This window comes from Sorangium sp. So ce204 (assembly GCF_051526795.1).
Classification (GTDB): domain Bacteria; phylum Myxococcota_A; class Polyangia; order Polyangiales; family Polyangiaceae; genus Sorangium; species Sorangium cellulosum_B.
This window is the reverse complement of the sequence record NZ_CP150317.1, coordinates 9,863,378-9,885,349: the sequence shown is the minus strand read 5'-3', so window position 1 is coordinate 9,885,349 and position 21,972 is coordinate 9,863,378. Positions and strand designations below refer to the sequence as shown.

The 21,972-nt window shown below is 71.2% G+C and carries 19 protein-coding genes; 4 read left to right on the top strand and 15 right to left on the bottom strand.

The features are described 5' to 3' along the window. Positions 1-97 precede the first annotated feature (97 nt). From WMF22_RS37080 to aroA, 14 genes are all read right to left on the bottom strand, one after another. Positions 98-1,651, bottom strand: a complete 1,554-nt coding sequence (locus tag WMF22_RS37080) for an FAD-binding oxidoreductase (protein WP_437294662.1) — start codon at positions 1,649-1,651, stop codon at positions 98-100. 113 nt (positions 1,652-1,764) lie between these two features. Then, positions 1,765-3,324, bottom strand: a complete 1,560-nt coding sequence (locus tag WMF22_RS37075) for a SulP family inorganic anion transporter (protein ID WP_437294661.1) — start codon at positions 3,322-3,324, stop codon at positions 1,765-1,767. A 107-nt stretch (positions 3,325-3,431) separates the two neighbouring features. Continuing rightward, positions 3,432-4,100 (bottom strand): carbonic anhydrase, encoded by a 669-nt coding sequence (locus WMF22_RS37070; protein WP_437294660.1) that lies wholly within the window; start codon positions 4,098-4,100, stop codon positions 3,432-3,434. Positions 4,101-4,758: 658 nt separating this feature from the next. Beyond that, entirely contained in the window at positions 4,759-5,184 is a 426-nt protein-coding gene (locus WMF22_RS37065; protein ID WP_437294659.1) for an HIT family protein, read from the bottom strand. Positions 5,185-5,373: 189 nt separating this feature from the next. Next, a complete protein-coding gene (locus tag WMF22_RS37060) occupies positions 5,374-6,315 on the bottom strand; it encodes a hypothetical protein (RefSeq protein WP_437294658.1) in 942 nt (313 codons plus the stop codon). A 189-nt stretch (positions 6,316-6,504) separates the two neighbouring features. Continuing rightward, complete coding sequence (locus WMF22_RS37055) at positions 6,505-7,455, bottom strand: hypothetical protein (RefSeq protein WP_437294657.1); 951 nt, start codon at positions 7,453-7,455, stop codon at positions 6,505-6,507. 138 nt (positions 7,456-7,593) lie between these two features. Next, on the bottom strand, positions 7,594-9,048 hold the full coding sequence (locus WMF22_RS37050; RefSeq protein ID WP_438032821.1) for an AI-2E family transporter: 1,455 nt from the start codon (positions 9,046-9,048) through the stop codon (positions 7,594-7,596). Continuing rightward, positions 9,045-9,596 carry an HIT family protein gene (locus tag WMF22_RS37045; protein WP_437294655.1) on the bottom strand — a complete coding sequence of 184 codons (552 nt, stop codon included), beginning with the start codon at positions 9,594-9,596 and terminating at the stop codon, positions 9,045-9,047. The genes WMF22_RS37050 and WMF22_RS37045 overlap by 4 nt, the downstream gene beginning before the upstream one ends. A 112-nt stretch (positions 9,597-9,708) precedes the next feature. Further along, positions 9,709-10,095 carry a YfiM family protein gene (locus WMF22_RS37040; RefSeq protein WP_438032820.1) on the bottom strand — a complete coding sequence of 129 codons (387 nt, stop codon included), beginning with the start codon at positions 10,093-10,095 and terminating at the stop codon, positions 9,709-9,711. Positions 10,096-10,284: 189 nt separating this feature from the next. Further along, complete coding sequence (locus WMF22_RS37035; protein WP_438032819.1) at positions 10,285-12,387, bottom strand: 30S ribosomal protein S1; 2,103 nt, start codon at positions 12,385-12,387, stop codon at positions 10,285-10,287. Beyond that, entirely contained in the window at positions 12,270-13,421 is a 1,152-nt protein-coding gene (locus WMF22_RS37030; RefSeq protein WP_438032818.1) for a hypothetical protein, read from the bottom strand. Before WMF22_RS37030 ends, WMF22_RS37035 begins: the two co-directional genes overlap by 118 nt. 166 nt (positions 13,422-13,587) lie before the next feature. Then, the gene (locus tag WMF22_RS37025; protein WP_438032817.1) at positions 13,588-14,568 is read right to left on the bottom strand and encodes a hypothetical protein; all 981 of its coding nucleotides are present in this window, start codon (positions 14,566-14,568) and stop codon (positions 13,588-13,590) included. Continuing rightward, positions 14,552-15,364 carry a (d)CMP kinase gene (cmk, locus tag WMF22_RS37020; RefSeq protein ID WP_438032816.1) on the bottom strand — a complete coding sequence of 271 codons (813 nt, stop codon included), beginning with the start codon at positions 15,362-15,364 and terminating at the stop codon, positions 14,552-14,554. The genes WMF22_RS37025 and cmk overlap by 17 nt, the downstream gene beginning before the upstream one ends. Before the next feature lie 26 nt (positions 15,365-15,390). Continuing rightward, a complete protein-coding gene (aroA, locus tag WMF22_RS37015; protein ID WP_438032815.1) occupies positions 15,391-16,776 on the bottom strand; it encodes a 3-phosphoshikimate 1-carboxyvinyltransferase in 1,386 nt (461 codons plus the stop codon). A gap of 167 nt (positions 16,777-16,943) precedes the next feature. Between aroA and WMF22_RS37010 the strand changes: the two genes are divergently transcribed. Next, complete coding sequence (locus WMF22_RS37010; RefSeq protein ID WP_438032814.1) at positions 16,944-17,846, top strand: nucleotidyltransferase domain-containing protein; 903 nt, start codon at positions 16,944-16,946, stop codon at positions 17,844-17,846. 78 nt (positions 17,847-17,924) lie between these two features. Then, positions 17,925-18,206 (top strand): cupin domain-containing protein, encoded by a 282-nt coding sequence (locus WMF22_RS37005; RefSeq protein ID WP_438032813.1) that lies wholly within the window; start codon positions 17,925-17,927, stop codon positions 18,204-18,206. A gap of 262 nt (positions 18,207-18,468) precedes the next feature. Here the strand turns inward: WMF22_RS37005 and WMF22_RS37000 are convergent, their stop codons facing one another. Beyond that, entirely contained in the window at positions 18,469-19,086 is a 618-nt protein-coding gene (locus WMF22_RS37000; RefSeq protein WP_437294647.1) for a Uma2 family endonuclease, read from the bottom strand. A gap of 453 nt (positions 19,087-19,539) precedes the next feature. Here WMF22_RS37000 and WMF22_RS36995 point away from each other — a divergent pair, with 453 nt between their 5' ends. Together WMF22_RS36995 and WMF22_RS36990 are read left to right on the top strand one after the other, a co-directional pair. Further along, positions 19,540-20,460 carry a hypothetical protein gene (locus WMF22_RS36995; protein ID WP_438032812.1) on the top strand — a complete coding sequence of 307 codons (921 nt, stop codon included), beginning with the start codon at positions 19,540-19,542 and terminating at the stop codon, positions 20,458-20,460. Between the two features lie 53 nt (positions 20,461-20,513). Then, on the top strand, positions 20,514-21,875 hold the full coding sequence (locus tag WMF22_RS36990) for a protein kinase domain-containing protein (RefSeq protein ID WP_438032811.1): 1,362 nt from the start codon (positions 20,514-20,516) through the stop codon (positions 21,873-21,875). Positions 21,876-21,972 lie beyond the last annotated feature (97 nt).

Genomic DNA, 21,972 nt, shown 5'->3' with positions numbered 1-21,972 from the left:
GCCCTCGCTGTTCCGTCTCTCGTCAGCCCGAGCGGCGTCCTCGCGCCTTGAACTCACCGGAAAGCAGGGAGGGTGTCCGTCCCTCGGCGCGCCGTGCTCACGGGCTGGCGGGCCGTGGCGCCGCGCCGAAGTGCGCGGGGAACACCCGCTCGAGGAACTCGTTGCGCAGGAGCCCGTCGGGATCGACGAGCCGCTTCAGGCGGACGAACTCCGGGAGCGCGTGCGCGTACATCGCCTGGAGGTCCTCCGCTGTCGCGTGGACGTTCTTCACCAGGTAGACGCGGCCGCCGAGCTCGAGCGCGCGCGCGCTGAGCTCGCTGAGGCGGAGGCCGATCCGGTGGGCGCTCTCTTCCTCCGAGGCCTCGAACGCGAGCGTCACCGCGAACCCGTCGGTCCCGTGGTTCGCCGAGAGGAGGAACTGATCGCCCTGGATGTGGAGCACGTCGAGCAGGAGCGGCGGTATGCCGTCTCGGCTCGCGATCTCATCCACCTTGCCCAGGAAATCGACGAGCCGGCGCAGGCTGTCCTCCTGGTCGCCCGGGTCGTAGGGGATCATGAACGCTTGCTGCACCGTGAGCATGGGCATCCCGAGGGTCTGCGCGATGCGCTTCGCGCGGACGTTGCCGTCCATGAAGAACAGGTAGCCCATGAGCTCATCGACGTACGGGCGTGAGACATCGAAGAGGAAGCGGTCGATGAGCGTCCAGAGGCCCCGGCTCACCACGGAGGCGCGCATCAGCCACTCGATCGGGACGCGGAGCGCGTGCCGGGGGCGATGGATCAGCAGCGGGCGGAGCTCGTGCGAGGTCCCCGGGACGTACCGCGACCGGAGGACCATGCTCCTGCTCCCCTCCAGGGTGTGGAAGGCGATGGAGAAGAGCGCCTCCGGGATCCACCCGTCCTCGTCCGCGGTGCCGCCCTCGGACTGCAGGAGCTGCTCCGCGCGCGGGAGGAGCGCCGTCGCGAGCTCCTCGAGCGAGGCGCAGCGCGTCGCCTCGGTGACGACCCGGATCGGCGTCCCTGCCGGGGCGACGCGCGCGACGCGGTAGGTGACATCGATCACCGCGCCGAGGTAGCCGAGCCCGCCGATCACCGCGTGGAACAGCGCGCTCGTCGCCTCATCGCGGCTGAGGGAGAGCAGCTGTCCGTCGAGGGAGAGGAGGGAGAGCCGCTCGACGTAGTGTCCCTCTTTGCTGGCGATGCCCGAGAAGCGCGAGAGGCAGTCCCCCGAGACCGTGCCTCCCGCGGTGGCGTGGCTCGTCGAGACGACCGTGTAGGGCACGAAGCCGCGGGCGGCGAGCGCGCGGGCGATGGCTCCCCAGGTCGCGCCGGCGCCCACGGTAATCCGCGCTCCTTGCGTGTCGATCTCGATGGATCGGAAGTGGTGCATCGAGATCACGATGTCGTCGTTCAGCGCCTGACCGTCGAACGACTGCCCTCCGGCGCGGAACGTGATCCTGCGCCCTGTCCGCCTCGCCATGCGGAACAGCACCCTCAGCTCCTCGATCGACGCCGGGAAGTACACGTCTCCGCACGATCGGTGGAGCCCGCTGTAGCCCTGGAGCCCGAAGAGCGGTCTCCGCCGGATCTCGTCGAGCCGTGGCGTAAGAATCTCGCCCGTCGTCCTGGCCCGATCGAGAGCAGCGCGCATCCGACCAGCTTCGCTCGAGGCGGCTCGGCGGTCCAAATTAGCCGCTGTTTTCGCGCGCCCCCGGGGAGGGGGCTCGTCGCGCGGGGCGGGGACGTGCAGGTGTCTGGGTGTCTCTAAAAGCCGCGGAGCTCGACGTGGATATTTCGCCGATGCGCCGATTGCTGGAAGCGCCGGATCAGCTCCGCGACGTCATGGTCGATGTAGGAAACCCCCTGGGCGTCCACGACCACGTGGGTGTCGCTCGGCAGGCGCTCGAGCAGCGTGACGAGGTTGCCCTGGGTGAAGAAGTAGGCCGCCTTGTTGAACCGGATGGTCACGCGAGCGCCCTCGTGGATCACGTCGAAGACGCGGGACATCTGGGTCCTCAGCACGAAGAGGACGCCGACCGCGAGGCCGATGGCGATGCCCTTCAGGAGATCGGTCAGCACGATGGCCACGATCGTCACCACGAACGGGATGAAGTGGTTCCAGCCGAGCTGGCGCATCTCGGCGAAGATCTTGGGCTTGGCCAGCTTGTAGCCGGTCACGAGCAGGATCGTCGCGAGGCACGCGAGCGGGATGCGCGAGAGCAGCCCCGCCGCGAAGACCACCGCGAGCAGCAGGAGCGCGCCGTGCGCGAAGGCGGAGACCCGCGTCCGCGCGCCGGCGTTCGTGTTGGCGCTGCTGCGGACGATGACCGACGTCACCGGGAGACCGCCGGCGAACCCGGAGAGCATGTTGGCGAGGCCCTGCGCGACGAGCTCCCGGTTCGGCGGCGACTTGCGGTGCCACGGATCGATCCGATCCACGGCCTCCAGGTTGAGCAGCGTCTCGAGGCTGGCCACGATCGCGAGCGTCACGCCCAGCACCCACACCTCGGGCCGCAGGATCGCCGACCAGTCCGGGAACTGGAGCGCGCTGATCAGGTCGCCCGTGGGCAGCGTCACGAGGTGCTTCTGCTCGAGGGCGAGCGACGGGATCGCCACCTTGAACAGCTCGTTGCCGAGCGTCGCGACGACCACGGCGATGAGGGGCGCGGGGAGCCAGGAGATCTTCGCGAAGCGCGACTTCTCCCACCCGACCAGGATGGCGAGGCAGACGGCGCTGAGGAGGAACGCGCCCCACTCGATGGCCTGCGTCGCCTGGCCGAGCATCGTGAAGGTGTTGCCGCCCTCGGCCTGGAACGACTCGGAGGCGAAGTTGTCCTTGTCGAAGCCGACGGCGTGGGGGAGCTGCTTCAGGATGAGCAGGACGCCGATGGCCGCGAGCATCCCCTTGATGACCGAGGAGGGGAAGAAATGGCTGATCGCGCCGGCCCTCAGCACGCCGAGCCCGAGCTGAAGGACGCCGCCGATCACCACGGCCATCGCGAAGGCCTGGAAGCTCTGCAGGCTGGTGATGCCCGCGAGCACGATGGCGGCGAGCCCCGCCGCCGGGCCGCTCACGCTGAGCTGAGCGCGGCTCACGAACGGGATGACGAGCCCGCCCACGATGCCGGCCACGATGCCGGAGAGGAGCGGGGCCCCCGACGCGAGCGCGATGCCCAGGCAGAGCGGCAGGGCGACGAGGAAGACGACGAGGCCGGCGGGGATGTCGTACTTGAGGTTCGCGGTGAGGCGCGGGTCGAGCGGCGGCGCGCTCTCCGCGGGCGGCGACTCCGGGCTCGCACCCGGGCTCTCGGAACTAAGCGTCACGGCGCCGGCGGGACTCACCCCGGCGCCTGCATGGATGGTATTCGGAAGCTGCATCGAACGGGCCCTCTCGATTCGAGTTAAGACGTGGATCGGCGACGAACCGGCGCTCAGACGGCCCGCCGGTAGACCGTCGACTCCGGCAGCGCCGACGGGGGCGCCGCCTCACAGATCAGCCCGAACTGGCCGGTCGAAGCCTCGAATTGAAAGACCTGTCCGGTCTCGATCTTGAAGACCCAGGCATAGAGAGAGAGCTCGCCGCGCGCGAGCCGCGCGCGGATCGTCGGGTGCGTCCGGAGGTTCTCGATCTGGGCGAGCACGTTCTCCTCCACCGTGATCGTCAGCCGATCCTCCCCCTCGATGTGCGGGTAGTTCTCCTGCACCAGGCGGCGCGTCAGCTCCGCGTGCTGGAGCCACCCTTTGACCGCCGGCAGCTCGTCGAGGCCCCCGGGATTGAGCAGCCCGCGCATCGCGCCGCAGTGCGTGTGGCCGCAGACGATGATGTGCTTGATCCCGAGGTGCGCGACCGCGAACTCGATCGCGGCGGACTCGCTGCCGTTGCTGGCGCCGTACGGCGGCACGATGTTGCCGACGTTGCGCACGATGAAGATATCGCCCGGCTGGGTCTGCGTGATGAGGTTCGGGTTGATGCGGCTGTCCGAGCACGTGATGAACAGCGCCTCGGGCCGCTGACCCCTCGCCAGGCTGCGAAAGAGGTCTTGATGTGTACCGCACACCTCGGCATGGAACTTGTGCAACCCGTCCGCGAGCTTCTGCATGGAATAAACCCTCTCGTTGACCGCGCCGTTCCGGCGCGGCGATCGTCGTGAACACCTCCGATTCCAGCGACTCCGAGCCGGACCGCGAGCGGCCTCAGCCACGGAGCTAGCCTGTCAGTTCAGGAAGCGTGGTGGAGGACGACGGAGGGGAGGGTGGGGGACGGGGGAGGGGACGCGGACGGGCCGGAGATCGGCGACGAGGACGGCGCGCGGCCGCGCCGCGCCGGCGCGCGGCGCCGGTCGCGAGGCGACCGAACGATGGGCCCCGTCGCGGAGCGGCGGCTGCAAGGCCTCGAGGCCCCCCGCCTCGTTCTCGCTGGCCCCGGTACGAAACGATCCCGAAACATCGGAGTTGCCGCCTTCGATGATGCTGATATTCGCCCGTCCCAGCGCAGCCGGGGCGAGGATCAGCATGAAGAGCAGCGCGATCCGAGGGAAAAATGACCGGAGAGCCAGCATCGTTCGAGGAGTGAGAGGCTGTCGGCCCCGGGAACCAGGGAGGCGCCCTGTCTATTCCCTAACCTGGCAGCGGTCTCGGTTCGTCGCAAGACACAACGAGGTGCAGACCGTGTGTGGCAGAATGTCCCGATCTGGGACGGACGTCTCGCGCCTGAGCCAGCACGGCCCCACGTCCAGATACCCGTACCAGCGACAGAATTCAACCTGCCGTCAATGCCGTCACGATGGCGTCGCGGAAGCCGCGCATCTCGTGCTCACCCGCATATTTATAACGAGGCCAGAAGAAGCCCTTGAGACCGTCCCTCCGACGGCGCGGGACCACGTGGATGTGCACGTGGGGGACGCTCTGACTGACGCGGTTGTTGATGGCGACGAAGAAGCCCTCAGCAGAGCATGCGGACTCAACAGCGCGCGCGAGGCGCTGCGCGGCCGCGAAGAGCGGACCGACGAGCGACGCCGGAACGTCGGTGAGCACCTCGTGATGGGCGCGCGGGACGAGCAGGCAGTGGCCGGGGAAGAGCGGATGGTGATCCAGGAACGCCATGACCTCCGGCTCGTCGAGCACGACGTGGGCCGGCGTTTCGCCCCGGGCGATGCTGCAGAACACGCAGGGGCGGGGCGGCATGGCGGGCCTCGCGCTCTTCGATGACGCGCCACCTGCCTGTCGTCAATGCCGGGGCGCGGGGAAGCGCGGGGAAGCGCGGGGAAGCGCGGGGAACGGAGCGCGTCCGCGGTCACGCCGGGAGCGCGCGACCGCGGTCACACAGGACGGGCACGGGTGCGCAGGGGGCGCGCGATCAGTGATCAGCGGTGATCAGTGGCTAGCGAGGATGTCGTCGATCGAGCCGTGGGCGGCAGGCTCGCGCGTCCAGTAGTCGAGGAGAAGGCCGCCGGCCGTCATCCACGCTCGGTCGAAGCGGCCGTCCTGCGACGTGACGCGCACGACGTGGTCGCCGCCGTGGAAGGCCCAGTGGCGGCCCGTGTGGTCGAAGTGGTCGATGAGGGCGCCCTGCCGCGTCTTGACGTGGAGCGCGTCGGAGGGATCGTCCCACGAGGTGTCGATGATGAGCTCGTAGACCTGCCAGATGTTGCCGGACGGGAGCACTCCCCAGTCCACCTGGACCCCGGAGTCGTTCGGGAGCCCGAAGACGAAGCAGCGGGGCATGCGCCGCGCCGCGTGCCAGAGATCGCCGTTGCGGCTCGGCTCGTGGTGGAGCGTGACCAGCGTGTCGCGCGCGAGGCCGAACGCGTCGTTGTCGCCGGGGCTGTCCCACACCCGGCGGAAGAGGTGCTGGCAGAGCTGGTCGGCCCCGGCGGAGAACCCGACGGTGAGCAGGCCCCGCTGCCGGCGCTCGTGCAGGAGGCGCCCGAACTTGCCGGGCTCTCCGTCGAACATCGCGCCGAGCTGCTTGTAGCGCCAGAGCCCTGTCGTGCTGTAGCCGCCGCCGAGGATCACCACCTCGGACGACGCGAGGTAGCGCCAGAGGACATCGACGTCCTCCCTGCGCAGGTCGCTGCTCCAGTAGAACGGCACGTGCTCGAGGCCGAACCGCTCGTAAAACCGGAAGAACCAGCTGAAGTTGCCGTACGCGAACTCCTGCCGCTCGCGCTCGTTGCCGTCGCGGGGCGCCTCGGACATCGGCAGGAACAGGATGCGCTTGTTGTCCCGCCCCGACAGCGCCCGCTGCGCGATGTAGTGATCGTGGATGAAGTTGCAGCGGTTATGGGAGCTGTAGAGCAGCGCGGTTCCTCTCATGAGGGCGCGCATCTGAGCCGCTCGCCGCGCCCCGCGTCAAGGGGCCGCTCTCGGCGGGCGGGCTCGGCGCGCCGACGGCGAGGCGCGGCGCTGGTCGGCCTCGGCCGCTCGTCGATCGACCACGCACCACGCACCACGCACCACGCACCACGCACCACGCACCACGCGCGGCGCACCGCGCGCCGCGCGTCAGCCGCGCCGCACCTGCTGCATCTTGCGAGGGATGGCGCCCGAGCGCATCAGCATCTCGAACGCCTCCTTCTCGAGCATCGGGTGGACGCCGCGCGGCGGGACGCCCATGGGGCTCTTCTTCTTCGTGACGAAGCCGCTCAGGTACTGCGGGTTGAGCGCGCTCAGGCTCCGCAGCGTGGTCTTCATCTGCTTCGTGTTGTTCGCCCACGCATAGGCGAACGCGCGCGAGCGGAGCAGCTGCGGCTTGAGCTCGGCGAACGCCTCGTCGTTCGGATCGAAGGTCTCGAGCAGCTCGACCGCCTTGCCGGCCTGGCCGGTCCGGGCCCACGCCTCGCCGACGATGGCGGCCATCATGGCGCGGATCCTCGGCTCCTTGTGGCGGGTCATGTCGATCTTGTCGACGAGCGCCCGCGCCTCGTCCGTCTCGCTCAGGATGAGGTGGATCATGCCGCGCTGGGCGCGCGCCTCGTCGGCCATCGGGGCCATCACCTTGTCGAGGTTGATGGTCTCCAGCGTCCGGAGCGCGGCCCGCGGGTCCTCCTGCATCTGGAGCTGCGCCTTCGCGAACGTCGCGGCCGTGTCGTCCTTCTTGAAATCCGTGTCGAGCTTGGCGATCGCGTCCTTGCGGGCCTCGGCCGAGTCGGCGGTCTGCACGATCTTCGCGACGGCGCGCGTCCGGGTCGCGAAGCGCAGCGCCCACACGATGACGCCGCCGACGATGACCGTCAGGACGCCGGCGACCGCCTTCGGCCAGATCCCCGGGATGGCCAGGGCGATGGCCCAGACGATGAGCGCCGGGATGCCGACGCGGATGGCGAGCGAGCGCGGGTTCAGCTGGGAGAGCGGGTCGGCGGGGGGCTTTCCGCCGCTGCGGAGGGCGGCGATGGCCTGCTCGCGCTGCTGCTTGGGGCTCTGCTTCTTCGGGGTGGGTTTGCCGGGGGTCTTCATCGAGGTCGTGGAGCTGATTTCCTGCGCGGGGCGCGGGGTCTCATAGCCGGCTTGCGGGGGAGCGGCCAGCGGAGGCGGACGGACGGGCCGATCGGCCCCGGGGAGGGGGCACGGGCGGCGGAGGAGGGTGATGAAGGGCTAGCTCGCGGCCGTGTCGGGGTCGCTGCTGCGGGCGCTGGGCTCGCCTTCGGGCTCGGGGGCGGGGACGGGCGTGGAGGCCGGGCGGGCGGGCTCGAAGCCGCGCAGCGGCGGGAGCGGCTCGATCGCGGGGGCGATGATCGGGACGCCGCGCTGCGGCGGGATCGTGGCCGTCGGATCGGCGAGGCCCAGCGTCGACTCGCGGAAGTGGAGGAAGATCGTCTGCGCGAGCGAGAGGCAGGGCACCGCGAAGAGCGCGCCGGTGATCTGGAAGAAGTGCTCGCCGACGAGCAGCGCGAGCACCACGAGGACCGGGTGGATCTTCGCCGCGTCGCCGATGATCTTCGGGTTCAGGAAGTTCGCCTCGAGCTGGTGGATGCCCACGATCCACGCGAGCACGCCGACCGCCGTGCCGAACGACTGCGTGAGGCCGATGAGGACCGCGGGGATCGAGCTCAGGATCGAGCCGAAGATCGGGATGAGCGACATCACCGCCGCGAGGACGGAGAGGATCGGCCAGTACTTGAGGTCGAAGAGCCAGAAGCCGATCGCGGAGAGCACGCCGTTGACGAGGCAGATCAGGAGCTGCCCGCGGACGACGCCGGAGAGCCCCCGGTCGAGCCGGCGCAGGAACCGATCGAACGAGTCGCGCGAGGTCGGGTGCCAGAGCTCGCGGAAGAAGCGCAGGATCTTCTCGTGCGTCAGGATGATGTAGCCGGCGAGCATCAACGTCATGAAGAGGTTGAAGATGCCGCGCGAGATGGCCGTCGCGATGGCCTGCCCGATCCGGAGGACCGCGAGCGAGTTCTCCTTCAGGTAGGCGGCCCCCTTCTCGTAGCCCTCCTGGAGCATGTTCGCGCTGGAGAGCCCGCGGCGCCTCGGGCGCGCCTGCGCGATCTGCCAGACGCCGTCGCGCGTCTCGCGGACCTCGACGTCGTCGGCGATCTGCACGTCGAACGAGCCGTCCGGCCCGGGCAAGATGCGGATCGGCGGGCGATCGACGCCCTCGTCTCCTCCAGGCGCCTCGATGGATCCAGGCGGCCGCGCGGCCTGCTCGGGCTCCTGGTCGGGCGCGATCGCCGGCGGCGCCTCGGGCTCGCGGCCCGACCAGCGGTTGAGCCGCGCGTCGAGCGCGGGCAGGTACTCCTCGCGCAGGCGCGCGGCGAGGCGCGGGGCCTCGGCGGTGAGCGCCTTCCCCTCGGCGATGAGGCGCGGGACGCTGAGGGCGAAGAAGCCCGCGATCCCGGAGAGCACGAGCGCGTAGACGACGAGGATCGCCGCCCACCGCGGGACGCGCGCGCGCTCGAGCCGGAGGACCGCCGGCGTGAGCACGTAGGCGACCACGAGCGCGAGCACGAACGGGAGCAGCACCGCGTGGGACACGATGAGCAGCGCCGCCGTGAGGACGGCGCTGACCGTCAGGAACACGGTGCGCTGCGTGGGGCCTTCGCTCACAGCGCCTCGCCGCGCGCGGCCCGGCCGTGGGTGCCCTCGTCGACGAGCGACGCGGGGAGGTCGGCGAAGAAGCCGAGCAGGTGGTCCCGCGTCGCCTCGAGCGCCTGCGGGACGACGCGGGCGTCGGCGATCACCGGCATGAAGTTGGTGTCGCCTGGCCAGCGCGGGACGACGTGGACGTGCAGGTGCTCGGCGATGCCGGCGCCCGCCGCGGTGCCAAGGTTGATCCCGACGTTCATGCCCTCGCACTTGAGCGCGGCGCGCAGGCGGGTCGTCGACTCGCGCACGAGGCGGAAGAGGGCCTCGTGATCGGCCGGATCGAGCGCGTCGAGCGAGGCGACGTGCGCGTGCGGGACGATGAGGAGGTGGCCCGACGCGAACGGGTAGCGGTTGAGCATGACGAACGCGCGGCGGGTCGTCGCAACGACCAGCCGGTCGCGCTGTTCTTGCTCGGATGCGCGGGGGATGCCGCAGAAGATGCAGTCGGCCTGGCCCTTCGGCGCAAGGATGTACTCGATGCGCCAGGGCGCCCACAGGGGGTTGCCCATGTCGCGGAGACGCTAGCACGGCGGCAACGCGCGCGGGACCACCGCTCGCTCGTCGCCGCGCCGCGCTCTCACCGCACAGGCGCCGCTCCGTCGCAGTGCCGCCGATGCGGGCTCAGAACTGGATCGGCGTGGCCGCGAGGTCGAACCAGAGCGAGAGGCCAAGCCCGGCGGAGGTGCCGAGCGCATCCCAGACGACGTCGCGGACCGAGGGGGTGCCGTGCCCGGCGGCATCGTAGACCTCCTTCGCCAGCCCGGCGCCGAGCGCGAGCGCGGCCCCCAGCGCGAGCCGCTGCCGAACGTCGTTCGTCGCGAGCGAACCGAGCGCATACCCGCCGCCGGCAAGGGCCATTGACGCGCAGAAATGGCGCGCCTTGTCATCGCCGAACCACGGGTCGGCGGCCGCGGCGCGGGGGCCGTCGGCGCGGGCAGGGAGCGCGCTGAGCACCAGGGCGGCGAGGATGGGCGCCCCGAGGGCGGAGCGCGCGAGGAGGCCTCTCATCGCGGCATCGTCCGCGGCCTCGCGGAAAAAGCAAGAGGCGAGGCCCTGGGGAGGGCCTCGCCTCTCGTCGACATCGGGTCCACACGGCGAGCCGGGGGCACCGGGGCGCCCTCGGCCCGCCGCACCTGACGTGCGGCGGGTGAGCGCCTGGCGCGCGGCCGCCTCAGCGACGCCGCGCGCCGATCCGCGTCACTTCAGGTCCAGCTTGGCGCCGAACTTCTCCTTGATGAGATCACCGATCGTCCCGGCCACCGGCTTGTCGTCGTCGTCCTTGCGCTTCTGCTGCTGCTGCCGGACCGGGGCGGGGCGCTCCATGCCGATGTTCTTCATCGTCAGGAAGAGCCTGCGGTCGACCGTGTCGAGCGAGGAGATCTCGGCCTTGACCTTGTCGGCGACCTTCAGCTTGCCTTCCTCGGGCTCCTGCACGTCGCCCTGGGAGATCAGGCCCTCGACGCCCTCGCGCAGCCGCACGAACACGCCGTAGTCGACGATGCTCACCACCTGGGCGTCGTCGAGGACGCGGCCGGGCGGGTACTCCGTCAGCATGCTCGGCCACGGGTCGTCCCAGAGCTGCTTGATGCCGAGGGAGACCTTCTTCTCGTCGTGGTTGATCGAGAGGATGATCGCCTCGACGTCATCGCCCTTGTGGTAGAGGTCGCTCGGGTTGTTGACGCGCACCGACCACGAGAGATCGCTCTTGTGGACCATGCCGTCGACGCCCTCCTCGATCCCGACGAAGACGCCGTAGTCGGTGAGCGACCGGACCTTGCCCGCGATCTTGTCGCCGGGGTGGTACTTGTCCGTGAACAGCATCCACGGATCGGGCTCCAGCTGCTTGAGGCCGAGGCTGATGCGCTTCGCGCGCGCGTCCACCTCGAGCACCTGGCACTCGAGCTCCTGGCCCACCTCGAGCAGCTTCGACGGGTGCTTGACCTTCTTGGTCCAGCTCATCTCGCTGACGTGGATGAGGCCCTCGACGCCCGGCTCCAGCTCGACGAACGCGCCGTAGTCGGTGATCGACATGACCTTGCCGCGGACCTTCTTGCCCGCCGGGTACGCCTCCTCGGCGTGGTTCCAGGGGTCCTCCTGGGTCTGCTTGAGGCCCAGGGAGACGCGCTCGGTGTCGGCGTTGTACTTGAGGACCTTCACGAGGACCTCGTCGCCGACCTGGAACACCTCGCTCGGGTGGTTCACGCGGCCCCACGACATGTCCGTGATGTGCAGGAGGCCATCGATCCCGCCGAGGTCGACGAACGCGCCGTACTCGGTGATGTTCTTGATGGTCCCCTTGACGGTCATCCCTTCCGTCAACGTCTCGAGCGTCTTGGCCTTCATCTCGTCGCGCTCGCGCTCCAGGAGCACGCGCCGCGAGAGCACGATGTTGCCGCGCTTCTTGTTGAACTTGATGACCTTGAACTTGTAGGTCTGGCCGATCAGCTTGTCCAAGTTGCGGATCGGGCGGAGATCGACCTGAGAGCCCGGGAGGAAGGCCTTCACGCCGCCGCGGATGGTGACCGAGAGGCCGCCCTTCACGCGCTGGCTGATCGTGCCCTCGATGAGCTCGTCCGCCTCGCAGGCGTTCGAGATCTCATCCCAGACCTTCATCTTGTCGGCCTTCTCCTTCGACAAGGTCACGAGGCCGTCGTCGTTCTCGCGGCTCTCGATGTAGACGTCGACCTTGTCGCCCGCCTTGACGGCGCTCTGGCCCGCGGCGTCCGCGAACTCGCGGAGCGCGATCACGCCCTCGCTCTTGCCGCCGATGTCGACCACGACGGAGTCGCGGTTCACTGCGACCACGGTGCCGGAGATGATCTCTCCTTCACGCGCGAAATCGCCCCCTTCCACGCTCTGTTCGAAGAGCGCGGCAAAGCTCTCCATGCTCGCCCCGGACGAGCCTGCCTCCATATGGATGTTACTAGTCATGTTGTTCGTTCTTGTTTCCTTTCCTTCCCTGGGATTCGCCGCGCGGGCGCAGGCGTGGACCCTAGGTGCCACGCACGAGCGGCGGAGGGGCAGGCACACGCGTACCGATGCACCCGGGCCCCTCGGGAGAGGCGAGCCTGTAGTCTGAGGAGGGGCCTCTGTCAATGCAACGACCGAGCCACTGGAGGTTTTTGTAGGTCCGGTCCGTTTTGGTGGGAAGGATGTGCCCGCCCGCCCAAAGCAGCGTGATCTCAGGGCGCGCCGCCCGGCGCGCGCGTTCCGGCGTCGAGCGCGTCGAGCGCGTCGCGCGCGGCGCGGGCGCGGTGTGCGAGCTCTGCGCAGGCGCGATCGAGGCCCTCGTGGGGCCATTTCGTCCGGATCTCGACGCGATCTCCCTGCGCGAGCGCCTGGGCTCCATCGAGCGCGGCGCGAGCGTCGGCGATGTCGGGGAGCAACGCGAGGGCGAGCTTGAGGCTGCCGAGCAGCGCCTGGGTGTCCGGGACGAGCGCGGCGGCGGCCTCGCCCGACGCCGGCGCAAGGAGCATCGAGAGCGCGGGCTCCGCGCCGAGCGTGAGGGCGCCCGAGGCGTGGTCGATGCGGCGGAACAGCGCTCCGGCTCGCGGCAGCACGCCGGAGACCGCGGTGGCGGCGCCGGACCACGCGGCGCTGGTGAGCGCGAAGGTGACGGCGCCCTGCTCGGGCAGATCGAGGCGCCGCCACTCGTCTGCGTCGGGCGACGCGGGCAGCGCGGCCTTCACGATCTCGACGTCCGTGCCGAGGACGATCGTGCCGTCGTCGGCCTGGCCGAGCACGGCGCGCGGCCCGACGAGGAGGAGCTCGCCCTCGCGGCGGACGCCGGTCCAGCCCTCGTCGCGGGCGACCTTCTCCATGCCGGCGACGAAGCGGCCCTTCGGGATGCGCCCGCCCGCGAGCGCGACCCAGCTCGCGGCGTCGGTCGACGCGACGACGATCTCGCGCAGATCCGACGGGAAATCGAGGCCGGTGGCCGCCTCGATGCGCGCCTTGCGCGACGCGGTCCGGGGCGCGTCGTCGAGCAGCGGGAGGAAGTGCTGGCGCACGGGGCCGAAGAGCGCGAGGTCGGCGGTCTCGAGGCGGACCACGATGTTCGCGTCGCCCGGGATGTGCTGCCGGGCCGTCGGCACATAGCGCCAGAACAAGAAGTAGACGCCGAGCGCCGCGCCGGCGAGCAGCGCGGCGAGCGCGATCGCTGCCACGAGGCACGCGGCCCCGCGGGGGCGGCCAGGGCGCTGCGGGGCGGCTTCGCCGGGCGGCGCGGGGCGCGCGTCCGCGGGGGCGGCGTCGCCCTCGGGCGCCGGCGCGGGCGCGGCGAGGTCGTCGGTCACGGTCGGTCGGATCGGTTCTTCGATCAGGGTGTCAGGCATCGGCTAGAGCGACAAACGGGTTGAAACCACGAGAAAAAGCAGGAATTTCACAGGGAGGCGAGGAGGCGGGGAGCGAGAGACGACAAGAGGGAGAAAATCATTTTTCTTCCTCCCCGCCTCCCCGCCTCCCTGTGAAAATTCTCCGGGTTTCAACGTGATCGTTGTTCTAGCCCGGGGAGCGCCCGGACAGCAGGGCGAGCACGAGGGGCGCGGGGAAGAGCCAGCGGAGGCGCACGGTGCTCTCCACCTGCTCGATCGAGAGCTCCTTCATCAGATCTGCGTATCGACCCTCCTCGACGTTGTCGCGGAGCACCTCGAGGAACCGGCGGGCGCGCGCCGCGCCGGCCGCGTCGACGCCGACGAGCTCCACGTCGAGGCGCACCCCTTCGTCGTGGAGGGACGCCACGGCGCGGACGCGCGCGACGCCCGCGACGAGCGCGCCGATCGACGGGAAGCGCCGCGCGAGGTAGGGGGGGAGCCGGCGCGCGCGCAGGTCGAGGCTCACGAGCCCCTCGGCGGCCGGGTCGCCGCGGCGCGCGTCGGGGCCGTCGCGGAGGAGGCGCGCGACGCTGCTCACCTCGACCGCCGACACGAGCGCGACCGCGCGATCGCCGAGCGCGATGATCCGCGCCGTGTCGGCGCGCGATCCCGCGACGCCGCCGCGGCGGTCGAAGACGGCGACGCGGTCGACGGCGCCGCCCTCCTGCGCCGCCGGCGCCGGCTCCCAGCGGCCGGGATCGGGCGTGAGCCCGGCCATCCTGCCCTCGAGGACGACCACGCGATCGCCCTCCTCGAGATCGGCGAGCCGCAGGCCGAGCCAGACGACGTCGGCGCGCTGGAGGGCGCTCTCCAGCGCCTCGTCGGGCACCTCGTCGAGCGCGCGCCGGGCGAGCTCGTCCGAGGCCGCCTGGCCCAGCCCTTCGCGCATGCGGGCGACGTCGACGCGCACGACGAGATCGAGATCGGCCGGGAGCAGATCGGCCGGCTCGATGCGCCGGACGACGCGCGGGCCTGCAGGGCTCGCGGCGCGCGTGGGGTGGCCGCCGCCCGCGAGCCCCGGCGCGGCGTCCCCGCAGGCCGGGAGCCCGAGCGCCATCAGGGCGGCAGCGGCGGCGACGGCGGCGCGGACCTCAGCCGCCGCGCGCACGGAGCTCCACGAGGGTCGCCATCTCGTCGATGATCTCCTGCGGGCTCCTGTGCCCGGAGTCGACGAGGATCGCGTCGTCGGCCTTGCGGAGCGGCGCGACGGCGCGCTCGCTGTCGGCCTTGTCGCGGCGGAGCACGTCGGAGAGCGTCGCCTCGAAGCTGACGGGCATGCCGCGCGCGACGAGCTCGTCGTACCGCCGCTTCGCGCGGATCTCGGCCGGCGCCGTCAGGAAGAACTTCACCTCGGCGTCCGGGAACACCACGGTGCCGATGTCGCGCCCCTCGAGCACCACGCCGCCGCCCGCGCCGGCCTGCCGCTGCATCGCGAGCAGCGCCTTGCGCACCGCGGGGATGGCCGAGACCCGGCTCGCCCCGAGGCTGATCTCGGGCGCGCGGATCGCGCTGGAGACGTCCTCGCCGTCGAGCAGCACGCGCATGCCGCTGCCCCCCAGGCTCGACTGGGCCGGGGCGTCCGCGGGCGGGGGGGCGGAGGAGTCGGGCGGCATGCCGTGCGGGCTCCGCTCCAGCGCGATGCGCCCGCCGCGCGCGAGATCCTCGGCGAGCGCGCCGATCTCGCCCTCCTCTTCCCACGTGAGGCTCGCGCGGCGGGCCGCGAGCGCGACGGCGCGGTAGATCGCGCCGGTGTCGACGAGCAGGTAGCCGAGCCGCTCGGCGAGCCCGCGCGCGACAGTGCCCTTGCCGGCGCCGGCCGGTCCGTCGATCGCGACGCGCAGCCGCCGGGGCTCGCCCCGGACCGGGAGGTGGTGCGCGTCGTCCTGTCGTTGTCGTTCGGTCACCTGCGCTCCTCCTCCTCTCTACTCGTCTACTCGCTCACCGATCCGCGGGCGCCCTCGACCTCGATGCGCGCGCCCAGGGCGCGCAGCGTCCCGACGAAGAGGGGAAAGCTGGTCGCGATGCAGCCCGCGTCGCGGACGCGCGTGGGCCCGCTGGCGGCGAGCCCGAGCACGGCGGCCGTCATCGCGATGCGGTGATCGCCGCGGCTGTCGACGTCGGCCGCGTCGAGCGGCCGGTCGGGCCTGCCCTCGACGAGCAGCCCGTCGGTGCGCTCCTCGCAGCGCAGGCCGAAGGCGCCGAGCACGGACGCCATGGCCGCGATGCGGTCGGTCTCCTGCGAGCGCAGCTCCCGCGCGTCGAACACCTCGGTGAGGCCGCGCGCCCGCGCGCCGAGGCCGAGCAGGATCGGCAGCTCGTCGATGGCGCGCGACGCGAGCTCGCCGCCCGCGCGCCCGGCGCGGAGGCCGGCGCCGGAGGAGGCGGGCGCGACGTGGACGTCGCCGGTGGGCTCGCCGAGGGCCTCTCCCTTGATCTCGACGGCGACGCCGCCGTCCATGTCGCGCAGCACCTCGAGCAGCCCGGTGCGCGTCGGGTTGAGGCCCACGCGCCGCGCTGTCACGCGGCTCCCCGGCACGATCTGCGCGGCGGCGACGAGGAACGCGGCCGCGGAGAGGTCGCCGGGCACGTCGAGGTCGAACGCCGGGAGCGCGCCGGAGAAGCGGGCCGCGTCGAGGCAGACCATCGCGCCGACCGAGTCGATCGGCACGCCGAGCGCGGTGAGCATGCGCTCGGTGTGATCGCGCGAGACGATCGGCTCGCGCACGAACGTGGGGCCGTCGGCGTAGAGGCCGGAGAGGAGGAGGGCGCTCTTCACCTGGTCGCACGGGACGGGGATCTCGTGCTCGATCGACGAGAGCACGTGCGGCTCGGGGAGCGGCCCTATGTCGAGCGGCGCCGTGATCTCGCCGATCTTGCGCGGATCGAGCTGCCCCTCGATGCGCCCGCCGCGGAGCCGGAGCGGCTTCGCGACGCGCTCCATGGGGCGGCGCGAGAGCGACGGGTCGCCGACGAGCCGCGCGGCGAAGCGCTGGGCGACGAGGATGCCCGCGAGGAGGCGCATCGTGGTGCCGGAGTTGCCGCAGTCGATGGGGCCGTCGGGGGCGCGGAGGCCGGAGAGCCCGGCGCCGTGGACGACGAGGTCGCCCGGCGACGGCTCCTCGACGCGGACGCCCATGGCGCGCAGCGCGCCCACGGTCGAGAGGACGTCGCCGCCGAGCGTCCCGCCCCGGATGCGGCTCTGCCCGGTGGCGAGCGCGGCGAGGAGGAGCGCCCGGTGGGCGATGCTCTTGTCCGCAGGGACCGGCACGCTCCCGATGAGCGGCCGCTCCGCCGGGTGGACGATGAGGTCGGGCACGGGTTGCCGTGTAGCAGAACGGCGGCCGCAGGCACAGCGGGCGGGGCGCCGAGGGCGGGGCGCGCGGGGTGGGACGACGCGGGGTGGGACCGCGCGGGGTGGGACGACGCGGGCGCCTCGATGTTAGCGTCGCCGCGTCGCGGTGGGGATCGACAGGAGGAAGCGGCATGGACGAGGCAGTGGACGTGGCGGCGCGCGTGGCGGCTCGGCTCGGCGCGATCCCGGGCGTTGTGGCGGTCGTGCTGGGCGGATCGCGCGCTCGCGGCGCGGGCCACCCGGACTCGGACGTCGATCTGGGCATCTATTACGAGCCCGAGAGCCCGCCCGACCTCGCGGCGCTGCGCGCGCTCGCGCGGGAGCTCTGCGCGGGCGGCGCCGAGGGCGACGTGGCGCCGCTCGCGCGGGAGCTCCACGGGGGCGCCGCCGAGGACGTCGTCACGCCGCCTGGCGCGTGGGGGCCCTGGATCAACGGCGGCGCGTGGCTGGAGATCGAGGGGCACCGGGTCGACTGGCTCTACCGGGATCTCGCGCGTGTGCGGCGCGTGATCGAGGAGTGCCGGGCGGGGCAGGTGACGTGCGACTACCAGCCCGGTCATCCGCACGGCTTCCTCAGCGCCAACTACCTGGCCGATGTCCACGACTGCCGGCCGCTCTTCGATCCGGAGGGCGCGTTCGCTCCGCTGAAGGCGCTCGTGACGCCGTATCCGCCGGCGCTGCGGAGGGCGCTCCTCGAGAGGTTCCTGTGGGAGGCCGGCTTCGCCATCGACACCGCGAGGAAGGCCGCGCGGCGCGGCGACGTGTTCTACGTGAGCGGCTGCCTGTTCCGCGCCGCGGCCTGCCTGGTGCAGGCGCTGTTCGCGCTGAACGAGCGCTACCTCTCGAACGAGAAGGGCGCCCTGCCGAGGACGCGGGCGCTCTCGCGGTGCCCCGAGGGCTTCGCCGACAGGGTGGAGGCGACGCTCGCCGCGCCCGGCGAGGGCGCGGACGCGCTGCTCGCGAGCCTCGGGCGCATGGCGGCGATCGCGCGCGAGGTGCGCGAGCTGTGCCGCGGCGACGGGCCGAGCTGGTAGCATCCGCCGCGACGATCGCGGTGGGCGCCGCGGGGGCGGGCCCGGCGGCGGCCGCGCATGAAGCGAGGACGAGGAGCCATGGAGTCGATCAAGCTGGAGCACGGTCCGTCGGAGGAGCAGCTGGCGAAGCTCGGGGCGCGCGGCTGGCCCATCTGGACGAAGGAGGTGTCGACCTTCTCGTGGCACTACGACGAGCGGGAGCTCTGCTACCTGCTCGAGGGCGACGTGATCGTGACGCCCGCGGAGGGCGGCGGCGCGCCGGTGCGGATCCAGGCGGGGGATCTGGTGACGTTCCCCGCGGGGCTGAGCTGCACCTGGGAGGTGCGCTCGCCGGTGCGCAAGCACTACCGGTTCGGCTGAGCGGCGGTTTCACGGCGCCGGGGCGCCCCCGCGATCGCGCTCCTGTGCGCACGGCCGAGGGAGGCCGGGGAGGGGCCGGGGATGAGCTGGGAGCGAGGAGCGCAAGCGGACTGCGGGCGAGCGCTGCCGGGTGGCATGCCGCTCGGATCCATGTAGTTGAGCGCGTTGTCGAGGACGAAGCTGTACGGATTCCAGCTCTGCACGGGCAGCATCGGCCCGTCTCCAACCCCGCGCGAGCTGCTGTCGAGTCGCGACGCCGGCATTACCCGCCGCCTGCGGCCGGCGGGGCCGCCTCGTCGTCGCCGAAGAGCACCCCTACCTGCAGATCCAGCTCGGGAAAAGGCTCCGCGTGCCCGCGCTCCCCGCGCTGGGCGACCAGGATCTCCAGATACCCCCGGGCAGTCCATTGCAGCACTGTCAGGCTCTCATCACGAGGATCGATGAGCCAGTAATAAGGCACCTGGTGCGCGTGATAGATTCGCTTCTTGCGGATCCGATCGTGGGCGGCATGGCGAGGCGAGATGATCTCGCAGACCCAATCGGGCCGCACCCGCACCACCGCATCGTCGTCCTCCGGCGGCTCGGACAGCCGCTCCCTGTGCCAGCCGGCCAAGTCGGGGCGGAGAATCTGGCTGGGCGAGAAGCCGACGAGCTGCTCGGTCAGGAACCACCAGCCCCCGGAGCCAGCGCCGCCGCCTCCACGGCGATACGGCGAGAGCAGGCCCGCCAGATTGAACTGGGCGCGACCGTGGCGGAAACCGGCCTGTTTCTCGACCAGCTCGCCGTCGACCAGCTCGAACCCCCGCCCCTGCTCGGGCAAGCCCAGCAGGTCGGCCTCGGTGGCAGGCGCCGGCTCGTGCTTGCGGGCCGTGGTGCTCATGCGGCATCTTATCACGACGCCGGTGCGGTGTTGCGAGTACCTCGCCGCCCACGTTCGTCTCGTGCCCCGCACCTGGGTGGTGCGGTCACTTGCCCCGACAGGGGCCACACGAAGACCGGAAGGCGGGAAGATTATTCAGGTTTTCTTCCGGCCTTCCCGCCTTCATGTTTGAATGAGCGCACTACCCGACCGTCCAGAAGGGCGATTTGGTGAGAATTTTGGGGCGCGATCTGCAATGCGTTCGTGAGGGCGAATTCGGCCTGTGGGGGATTCAAAGCGCAGGCAGAGCTGTGTTAGGGCATGTCTGCCCGAGGGATGGACGCCGCTCCGGCCGATGCCGAGGCTGAGCTGAAAGGCGGTACCGCGCCGGATTGGGCCGGCGCGGCACCGGTCCCCTTGGTAGGGCCGAGGTGTGCTTTGCTGCGTTCTGCGCTGGTCATCTGTTGGTCGCACGTGGCGGCCGTCGCGATGTTCCTCCTCGCGCTCGAGCCAGCGTTCGCCGCGCAGCCGCCGCCACGGTCGCCGCGCGTGATAGCCATGATCAAGGAGGCAGAGGCCGCCCTGGACCGGCTCGACGTCGCGCGCGCTCGCGACCTGTGGGCGCAGATCTACGATATCGAGCGTTCCACGGTGGGGATTTGCCAGCTCGGGCAGCTCGATCGCCGACTCAGGCGCTGGGTGGACGCCGTGATGGAGCTCACGCAGTGTGTGCAGGAGATGCGCCCGCCGGCCACGCCGAGGGAGCGGCGGCTCCACGACACGCGGCATGCGGACCTGGCGGCGGCGCGGCTCGAGGTGGCGCAGCTCCACGTGTTCGCGCCCGCCGGGGCGGCGCCCGTGATCGTGGACGGGCGCCTCGTGGACGAGAGCGGTCAGATCTACGTGGCGCCTGGGCAGCATGAGGTCGCGGCGATGTTGCCGGATGGCCGCAAGGTACGCTCCACGGTGCACGTCACCGCGAGAGAGTCGCGCGTCGTCCTTCTGAGCGCCGAACCGGCGAGCGTGCGCTCGGTCGCTCCGTTGAAGGCGACGCCGGCGGGCGCGCTCACACGACCAGCAGGTCCCCCAGCACCGTGGCTTCTTTATACAGGCTCCGCTGCGTCTGGCACGCTCCTGGTGTCTGGGATTGTGCTGCACATCGTGGCATCGACTGAGAACAGCGCTCTGAGGGCCGAGATGTGCAGGCTCGAGTGGGAGGAGAACAGCGAGACGCGAAGCGCGATGCGCGCTATCGATGTAGAGCAGCACCTCAGCACGGCAGCCCTCGTCGCTGGTAGCGTGCTCGGGGCCGCGACGCTGGCGATCGCGGTGCTGCCGAGCGGCCCTCAGGTCCGCGCAAGTGCGGGCGGCGCGGAGGTGCGGTTCTCGTGGTAGAGCCTGGTACCGTCTGGGAAGGGCACCGGATCCTCAGCGAGGTTCACAACGGCATGGTCCGCACGTTCCTCGCCCAACAGGTAGGCGGTGAGGGCGCCGCCGTCTGGCTGCACCTGCGCGAGGGCCAGACGATCGACCGGACGGCCTTCACTTCGGAGCTCCAGCGCTTGCAGGAAGTCGGACGAGCGGTCCCGCAGGTCGAGCCTGTGCTCTACGGAGATGCGGGCGGCGTCTCTGCCTGGGTCGCGTGCAAGCGAAGTCATGGGATCAGCATCAGAGATGCCACGCGCGGTGCCGATCTCGGATCCACCGCGCTGCACATGGTGATCGAGATTGCTCTGGCGATCCAGCGGTGTCACGCGCTGGGCTGGTGCCATGGGGCGTTTGGTCCAGACCGCGTGTTCATCACGTCGAATCGGGATTACAGCATCAGCCAGTTCGGCCTCGTCCGGCTGTTCCGGATCGAGCCGCACGAGGCCGCGCTGGAGCCGCTCGTGGCGCCTCCTGAGCTCCTTCGCGGCGACCGGGTGGGGCCCCGGGCTGACGTCTACGGCCTCGGGACCCTGCTGTACGAGCTCGTCTGTCGTCGCCCGCTCGACGTCGGCCACTCAGGTGTGTTGGCGGCACAACGGCACAAGCCTGCGATCCCCATCGACATTCCGCGTGCCGTGGCTGCCGCCATCGAGATGGCTTTGGAAGAGGAGCCGCGCCGTAGGTACAGGAGCGTCGACCACTTCATCACGGTGCTCGAGGGCCTCGCGGATGCATGGCCCACGCTGGACCGGGCACCGTGCCGGAGCGAAGAGCACGCCCCTGTCACCGGCGCGGCGCCGTCGACCTTACGCAGCTCCCATCTGGAGAGTCCGTGTGCGCCAGGGCCCGTGACAGAAGCGTCGGGCACCCGGCCGTCCGAGAGAGGGCCGTTGGCGGCGCCATCGAATGAGGATGAGCTTCTGCTGTTGCAGGTCCCTCCGCTTGACGTGCCATCGCCGACGGAGCCTGCATCGAAGGAGCCCGTCCTGCCGCCCCTCTCGCTCGGCCGAGAGCCAGGGCGAGAGATCATGATGGCCGGGAGCGGCCCTGGCGGTACGCCGCCCCGGAAGCTCGCGAGCCGCGTCGCCGTTTCGCTTGCTGCGACGGCCGCGCTATGCGCAGGCGCTCTCTGGCTTGCGCGCCCGACTACGATGGCGCTCCGCGCGGAGAAGCTGGAGACGGTGCTGGCGGAGCGGGTATCGCCGCTGCGTGAGCAGCAGCGTTTACCGTCGCCGGAAGGTGCGGCGAGGGCCGCCCCGACGGAAGCGGATAGCCGCCCGCGTGTTGCGCTCTCGCAGCGAGCAGGCGCGACGGTGAAGGCCGAACGGCGCCGGCCGTACTGCGAGGACGGCGATTTCAGCTGTGGTCCTGCGTTGTATTAGGAGGGCTTCTGTCGATGCGATGCGTTCTTCTGTTCATCGCCGTGAGCGCTGGGGTAGGTTGCGCTCCAGATCGCGACTGCCCCGGCCGAGGTCCCCG

Coding starts and splice junctions, on each gene's coding strand:
- WMF22_RS37080 (WP_437294662.1), bottom strand. CDS start 1,651: ATGCGCGCTGCTCTCGATCGGGCCAGGACGACGGGCGAGATTCTTACG.
- WMF22_RS37070 (WP_437294660.1), bottom strand. CDS start 4,100: ATGCAGAAGCTCGCGGACGGGTTGCACAAGTTCCATGCCGAGGTGTGC.
- WMF22_RS37065 (WP_437294659.1), bottom strand. CDS start 5,184: ATGCCGCCCCGCCCCTGCGTGTTCTGCAGCATCGCCCGGGGCGAAACG.
- WMF22_RS37060 (WP_437294658.1), bottom strand. CDS start 6,315: ATGAGAGGAACCGCGCTGCTCTACAGCTCCCATAACCGCTGCAACTTC.
- WMF22_RS37055 (WP_437294657.1), bottom strand. CDS start 7,455: ATGAAGACCCCCGGCAAACCCACCCCGAAGAAGCAGAGCCCCAAGCAG.
- WMF22_RS37045 (WP_437294655.1), bottom strand. CDS start 9,596: ATGGGCAACCCCCTGTGGGCGCCCTGGCGCATCGAGTACATCCTTGCG.
- WMF22_RS37040 (WP_438032820.1), bottom strand. CDS start 10,095: ATGAGAGGCCTCCTCGCGCGCTCCGCCCTCGGGGCGCCCATCCTCGCC.
- WMF22_RS37035 (WP_438032819.1), bottom strand. CDS start 12,387: ATGGCCCCACGAGGGCCTCGATCGCGCCTGCGCAGAGCTCGCACACCG.
- WMF22_RS37030 (WP_438032818.1), bottom strand. CDS start 13,421: ATGCCTGACACCCTGATCGAAGAACCGATCCGACCGACCGTGACCGAC.
- WMF22_RS37010 (WP_438032814.1), top strand. CDS start 16,944: ATGGACGAGGCAGTGGACGTGGCGGCGCGCGTGGCGGCTCGGCTCGGC.
- WMF22_RS37005 (WP_438032813.1), top strand. CDS start 17,925: ATGGAGTCGATCAAGCTGGAGCACGGTCCGTCGGAGGAGCAGCTGGCG.
- WMF22_RS37000 (WP_437294647.1), bottom strand. CDS start 19,086: ATGAGCACCACGGCCCGCAAGCACGAGCCGGCGCCTGCCACCGAGGCC.
- WMF22_RS36990 (WP_438032811.1), top strand. CDS start 20,514: ATGGTCCGCACGTTCCTCGCCCAACAGGTAGGCGGTGAGGGCGCCGCC.